Raw genomic sequence first — 7,087 nt, 5'->3', positions numbered from 1 at the left:
GGTCCCTGGATTTTGGCAGCGTCAATATCGATTACCCTCGGCTGTGCGAATACGCTATTGAGCGAAAGCATTAAAAACCCAATACAAAAAAAGTATCTCATCTAAATTATTTTAAGCCCACAAAAACTCCCCTCTCGAGAGGGGTTGGGGGTGTGTCCTTCCGCCCTGTATAATGAATAAACACAGACTTGCTACTTTACAGCCTTATATTCTTCTCTAAAAAGCCGTTCTCATTTCACCACAAAACTACCCACAGCCGGTTTGGCCGCGCCCAATTCCAAACTCCTGTTCGAAGGTACAGAACCACTGATATAAACCTTGTAATTGCCCGATAATAAAACTGATTCCCCGTTATCATTTACGCTCTTCATCAGCTCCGGCGTAATAGCAAAACTTACTTTTTTCGATTCTCCCGGCGCCAATTTAACACGTTTAAATCCTTTCAGTGAGTATTGCGGGTTGTCCCCGGTTTGCGGTACGGTAATATACAATTCGGCAACTTCTTCGGCTTCCATTTTACCGGTATTGGTGATGGTAGTTTCCGCCGTTACCTGACTGTTTTTTGCAACTTGCGTTGACGATAACACCATCGGCGCATAGCTGAACTGTGTATAGCTCAAACCAAAGCCAAAAGGGTACATCGGCTCGGCGGTCATGTAACGGTAAGTACGGCCTTTCATCGAGTAATCCTCGTATGGTGGCAACTGCGCGAACGATTTAGGGAACGTAACCGGCAACCTGCCCGATGGCGATACCTTGCCAAAAACAATATCCGCCAAAGCGTTCCCGCCTTCTTCGCCGGGGTACCATGCCAATACTACCGCATCGGCAATATCATTCACTTCCGACAGGTTCATCGGGCTGCCACCCGTAACAATGGCTACCACCTTATGCGTGTTGCCGGTTTTTATCTTGCGTAAAAAGTCTATTTGGTTTTTCGGCAGGTTATAATCCAACCGGTCGCCAAAATTTGGTGATGCGATGGCATCGCCTTCCTCGCCTTCCAGCAAACCCGTAATACCCATCACCACAAAAGTAACATCTGCCGCCTGCGCGTCGCCTGTTGTCCAGTCGATGGGGTTATTGTTGTCCCTATCCAGCAAAACGCCGGGTTTATATTGCATCTGGCTGCCGGCCTGTATGCCGCCTGCCAAACCTTCCAAAATCGTACTCATATGCGGGTTTACGCCATAATAGTTGCCCATAAGGGCATCAGTAGTGCTGGCTGTTGGCCCGGTAACAAAGTATTTGGCCAGGTTATTTTTAACCGGCAAAACGCCGTTGTTTTTTAGTAGTACGATCGATTTCAGGGCCACCTCTTTTGCCAACGCCCTATGCTCCGCGCTATTAATTACACTTGTTGGTATATTGTTATACGGGCTGTTCTGCGCCGGGTCAAACAGACCTAATTTAAAGCGGGTCCTCAATAAAGTCGATAGAGCCGCGTCAATTTCCTTTTCGGTGATGAGTCCACGTTTAACAGCTTCTACCAGTGCAGGATATTCATCACCGCAATTCAAATCAACGCCATGTTTAACCGATAATGCCACCGCCTCTGCCTGGCCGGGCACTACTTTATGGCCCATATAAAAATCGGCAATAGCGCCGCAGTCCGATACTACGTGGCCTTTAAAGCCCCATTCGTTACGTAATACATCATCCAACAGCAGGTTACTGCCGCAGCATGGCTCGTTATTGGTACGGTTGTAGGCGCACATCACCGCCTCAACCTTGGCATCAACCAGGGCTTTAAATGCCGGTAAATAAGTTTCCCTCAAATCCTTTGGCGATGCCTGCGCGTTAAAAGTATGGCGCAACCTTTCGGGTCCGCTGTGCACGGCAAAGTGTTTGGCACATGCCGCAACCTTCAAATGGTCGGGGTCGGGCCCTTGCAGGCCTTGTATAAAGGCCACGCCTATCCTGGCCGTCAAAAACGGGTCTTCCCCATAAGTTTCCTGTCCGCGTCCCCAACGTGGGTCGCGGAAGATATTGATATTCGGCGTCCAAAAGGTCAATCCCCCAAAACGTTCGCGGTAACCTTCGGCAACTGCCGCGTTATACATAGCGCGCGCCTCGTCCGATATCGCCGTCGATTCCTGCTTGGCCAAATCGGTATCAAACGTTGCCCCCAAAGCGATAGCCTGCGGAAAAACCGTGGCCGTGCCCGAACGGGCTATACCATGTAAAGCTTCATTCCACCAATCGTATTGCGGGATGCCCAACCTTGGTATGGCCGGGCTAACGTTCATCATCTGGTGTACCTTTTCTTCCAAGGTGAGTTTCGATACCAGGTCTTGTACCCTCACATCCAATGGTTTGCTGGGGTCCCTGAAAACGTTTTGCGCCGATGCTGCGGTAGCTGAACATAAGCATGCCAGCACTAAAGTTTTAAATTTATTCATAATTTAGGTTGGTTTATTAACATACCATCCGGGGCGCCCATGCCGGCCGGTTGGTTCATATTAAAGGTGAAATTAGAAACAATAAATCAATTTTGCAATCGATTACAAAAACTATTTTTCAAAGCAGGCTTGTAAACCAAATCAGCATTTTCATCAATTATTTTACCATAATAAGGTATATCAACCTTATCCGTTTAAACAAACTATAAAAAATCATTCAACTTAACTATCTTTATCTATTCAATTGTAAACCATAATTGTAATCGATTACTAAATAATCCGCACTGTGCAAAAATCCGAAAAGGTTGTCACCATTTATGACATCGCTAAAGAACTCAGCGTATCGGCAGCTACAGTAAGCCGTAGTTTGAACGATTTTCCGGGCGTAAACAAAAATACAAAAAAACGGATTGTGGACGCGGCTCGCCGCATGGGCTATAGTTCGAACGCTTTTGCCAGCAGTTTGCGTACCAAACGCAGCAACACCATCGGTGTTATTGTGCCTAGGCTCAACAGTAATTTCATGTCGGACGTGATCGCGGGGATGGAAAAAGCAGCCAACGATGCCAACTTTAACCTCATCATCAGCCAATCGTTGGAAACCATGAAAAAAGAAGTGAACAATGCCCAAACCATGTTCAATAACCGCGTCGACGGGCTGCTGGTTTCGGTGGCTTACGATACCGATAACATCGACCATTTTCAAAACTTCATCAAACGGAACACCCCGCTCATTTTCTTCGACCGTATTTTCGAACATAAAGTTTGTCCCAATATTCATATCAACAATTTTAAAGCGGGTTATGAGGTTACAGACCACCTTGCCAAACAAGGCTGTAAAAGAATAATGCATATTACAGGTACCGGCGTACACAATGTTTACGAAGAACGCTTCAAGGCTACTTAAAAGCATTAAAAGACAATGGGTTGAGCTATAGCGATGACCTGCTCATCATCAATAACCTCAGTATACAGGCAGGTAAGGATGCCGCGGCGCTGATATTGGACATGCCCAACCGTCCCGACGGGATATTTGCAGCGAACGATGCCTGCGCCATCAGTTGTTTGGTGGAACTAAAAAGCGCCGGCATAAAAATACCGCATGACATCGCCATCGCAGGGTTTAACAACGACCCATCATGCTGTATTGTTGAACCCAACCTCACTACAATAGATTATAAAGGATATGATATGGGCGAAGCTGCCGCGAAACTGCTCATCAACCACCTAACGTCAGGCGTCGATATCCAATTGACCCACAGCCTGGTGTTAAGGCACGAACTCGTTGTACGCGATTCTTCTTTAAAAAAGGGAGTATAAACTCACGCTATTGTTACCATAGCCTTAACAATAGCTTTACCCTATTTGCTTACTTTTGCGGCAACTTACCCCCTTGTTCATGAAAAAATACATCATTTTCTTTTCCCTGCTGTTAATTTCCTGCACCGTTATCGCCCAACAAGTAGTCGATACCATCCAAAAAATAGTGCCGGGCCGTGTAAATAGTACTGAGCAACAAAACAAGCCTTACGTCATCCTCATCTCCATCGATGGTTTTCGTTATGATTACGCCGAAAAATACCACGCCCAACACCTGCTCGACCTGGCCAACAGTGGTGTAAAAGCCGAGGCGATGATACCTTCGTTCCCCTCGGTTACCTTCCCCAATCACTACGCCATTGCTTCGGGTTTATACCCATCGCATAGTGGCTTGGTAAACAATGCGTACTACGCGCCCGACCGCAAGGCCATCTACAACATGAACAATAAAGCCCGCGTTGCCGATGGCAGCTGGTACGGCGGCACACCGCTTTGGGTTTTGGCCGAGCAGCAACATATGCTTAGCGCGAGTTTCTATTGGGTGGCCTCCGAAGCACCGATAAAAAGCATCAACCCGACATACTATTATGCTTATAATGATAAAATAGGCATCCACAGCCGAATCGGCACGGTAGTTAGCTGGCTTAGCCTGCCGCCCGAAAAACGCCCTCACCTCATCACTTTTTACTTCCCGCAGGTGGACCATGAAGCGCATAAACATGGCGTTGAGTCGACCGAAAATCAAAGCGCCATACATTTTGTCGACTCAGCGATATACGAGCTTACCGAGGCTGTAAAGAGGACAGGCCTCAATGTTAACTACGTACTCGTATCCGACCACGGCATGGCCAATGTAGATAACGAACACCCTTTACCAATACCGGCTGTTATCGATACCAACAAATTCAAAATATCCGGCGAAAGCATGATATTCGGCCTATACGCAAAGGACGCCAACGACATACAAAGCACATACGAAGCCTTAAAAAAAGACCAGCTTGGCTATAAAGTGTACCTGAAAAAAGATATGCCCGCGTACCTGCATTATGGTGCTACCGATGATTATTATAACCACATTGGCGACATTTTGCTGTTGGCCGATTACCCCAACGTATTCAGAATGGGCAACCTCAACCGAAAGATAGACCCTGCCACGCACGGTTACGACCCATCGGCAGTAAAACAGATGTACGCCACCTTTTATGCCTGGGGCCCGGCATTCAAACCGCATTTGCAAATACCGGCCTTCCCGAATGTGGATGTATACCCGCTCATTACCGATATTTTGGGTCTAACCTATACCGAAAAGATAGATGGTACTAAAGAAATAGCCGACAAGGTTTTGTTGAAACCCTAAATCACAGCGGGATTGATGATACATCCCGGCAAATAGGATATAGCCCAACATTAAAGGCAAAATAAATAATTGCCTTTTCAAAAAAGAAATCAAATAATCGGTATTTTCGGATACCAATTTATTGCCTTTATGAAAAGAACGGTTTTGCTCGTTTTAATTTTTGTTTCATTAAAATCTATGGCTCAGTTTAAACCAATCCCCGCGGGCGTTTATCATTTGGCCGATGTGCCGGTAACAAAAAGCGAAGGCCGTGAAGGTCGAAGATTTATGGAAGGCACCACCTCCGAGTTTAGTTATTTCGAGATACATGCCAGCACCCAGTTTAAAGGCGCGGCGCCCCGACCGTCGCATGCACAAACCGACATCGAAGAACTGATTTACATTAAAGAGGGGACGATGAAATTCACTATGGGCACAAAAAGCCGCGTTTTAGGTGCCGGCAGTATCGTATTGATACCTCCGTACGAAGACCAGGCTTTGGAAAACATAGGCAATGGGCAATTGACCTATTATGTGCTGATGTTCCGCTCAAAAAAACCAATGGATATGGACCGCTCGGCAAAAGCCGGGGGGGCGCTCATGCTCAATGCCGATTCTTTAAAATATGTTGCTACGGAACAGGGTGGGGGCATTAGGTATTTTGAAAGGCCAACGGCCATGCTCGACAATCTTGAAGTACACCTCACCGAACTAAAAGGCAAGGGCCCCAGCCACGCCGCCCATACCCATTTGGATACTGAGTTGATTTTGGTGCTGCAAGGCGAAATTGAATCAACTGTTAACGGAAAAACATTTAAAGCCTCCCCCGGCGACCTGTGCCTCATGAATAGCAACGAACTGCACGGCATCGGCAACAGCCAAAACGCGCCCTGTAAATATTTAGTAATAAAGTGGCGGTGAGGATAGTGGTATGTTTTTAAATCCTGGTTCCTAATTCAAACAGATACTCTCGTCCTGCATTAAATAATCCTTCAAAAAGTAAAGCCCCTGTTTGGCAGGGGTATTTACAACCAATTATAAACCAGATAGATATAAGCAAAATCATAGCCGTTTTGTAGCGGATGACGAAGCAAATGTAGTTAGCAAAAATCTTTTTATAAATTAAATCTATAAAATCTATAGTAATTATAGAATATACATTTATATTTGTATCGAAACGTTCTTTATAACTTATCCAGAAAGACCGAGGGACTGGCCCTGCGACGTCTTAGCAACCTATATTTCTGATATAAAAGGTGCTAAATCCAACTCCTGCATGTGTGGAGTAAGATAAGAATGACCGGCCACCCGCAGCTTTCTGGACCATATTTTTAAGATGACAATAACAGGTGGAGTGGTCGAGTGGTAAGGCGGAGGTCTGCAAAACCTTTTACGGCGGTTCGAATCCGTCCTCACACCTCAAAAAAATGCTGAAAAAAAATTAATAAGGTCGGCATGCAGCATTTTCGGCGCGGTTAAAACCTCGCGTTATCACATTAAATTTGGATGATTTTATGGTTAAGCAATAGTTACCTATCTTAAAATCAACAAGATAAAATAAATTAAAAAAAACATTTTGGGAAAACACATAACACTTCTATATTTGCAGTCCCAAAACGAACAAGGGAGTTTAGCTCAGCTGGTTCAGAGCATCTGCCTTACAAGCAGAGGGTCACTGGTTCGAACCCAGTAACTCCCACTTAGTAATCAAGCACTTACGGTATAAAAACCATAGGTGCTTTTTTATTTGCATACAATTTGCATATACCTACGTTGGATTTAACCTATTTTTAAATTTGTTAGTAAAAACCAAAGTTAAATTAGTAAAATTATAATCCTTATTGTTACCAATGGAAATCTAAGCCCTTTACATGAATAAGACTTTTAATTTATTGTAAATCGTCAGCTGAAAGTGGACCGATAGGGTGCTAAGCTTGTGGAGTGTTTCCAAAGATTAATTAACTTTAAGACAATGGAAACCAAGAAGAAACAAACAGCAGAAAACTATATCAAAGAGATTCGCAGTAAG

General features: G+C 45.0%; 5 protein-coding genes, 2 tRNA genes and 1 riboswitch. Of the genes, 6 read left to right on the top strand and 1 reads right to left on the bottom strand.

The window, feature by feature from the left end:
- Positions 1-230: 230 nt before the first annotated feature.
- A complete protein-coding gene (locus QZX97_RS02375) occupies positions 231-2,402 on the bottom strand; it encodes a glycoside hydrolase family 3 N-terminal domain-containing protein (RefSeq protein WP_295648869.1) in 2,172 nt (723 codons plus the stop codon).
- A gap of 286 nt (positions 2,403-2,688) precedes the next feature.
- Here QZX97_RS02375 and QZX97_RS02370 point away from each other — a divergent pair, with 286 nt between their 5' ends.
- From QZX97_RS02370 to QZX97_RS02345, 6 genes are all read left to right on the top strand, one after another.
- A complete protein-coding gene (locus QZX97_RS02370) occupies positions 2,689-3,309 on the top strand; it encodes a LacI family DNA-binding transcriptional regulator (RefSeq protein WP_295648871.1) in 621 nt (206 codons plus the stop codon).
- A 20-nt stretch (positions 3,310-3,329) separates the two neighbouring features.
- On the top strand, positions 3,330-3,722 hold the full coding sequence (locus QZX97_RS02365) for a substrate-binding domain-containing protein (protein WP_295648873.1): 393 nt from the start codon (positions 3,330-3,332) through the stop codon (positions 3,720-3,722).
- 79 nt (positions 3,723-3,801) lie between these two features.
- Positions 3,802-5,079, top strand: a complete 1,278-nt coding sequence (locus tag QZX97_RS02360) for an ectonucleotide pyrophosphatase/phosphodiesterase (RefSeq protein WP_295648876.1) — start codon at positions 3,802-3,804, stop codon at positions 5,077-5,079.
- A 177-nt stretch (positions 5,080-5,256) separates the two neighbouring features.
- Entirely contained in the window at positions 5,257-5,979 is a 723-nt protein-coding gene (locus tag QZX97_RS02355; protein ID WP_295664118.1) for a cupin domain-containing protein, read from the top strand.
- 267 nt (positions 5,980-6,246) lie between these two features.
- Positions 6,247-6,355, top strand: a riboswitch (SAM riboswitch).
- A gap of 51 nt (positions 6,356-6,406) precedes the next feature.
- Positions 6,407-6,478: transfer RNA gene (locus QZX97_RS02350), tRNA-Cys, on the top strand.
- Between the two features lie 204 nt (positions 6,479-6,682).
- Positions 6,683-6,757, top strand: a tRNA-Val gene (locus tag QZX97_RS02345).
- Positions 6,758-7,087 lie beyond the last annotated feature (330 nt).

Origin of the sequence: uncultured Mucilaginibacter sp., assembly GCF_903893715.1 — a bacterium.
Taxonomy (GTDB): domain Bacteria; phylum Bacteroidota; class Bacteroidia; order Sphingobacteriales; family Sphingobacteriaceae; genus Mucilaginibacter.
This window is presented reverse-complemented; position numbering and strand designations above follow the sequence as displayed.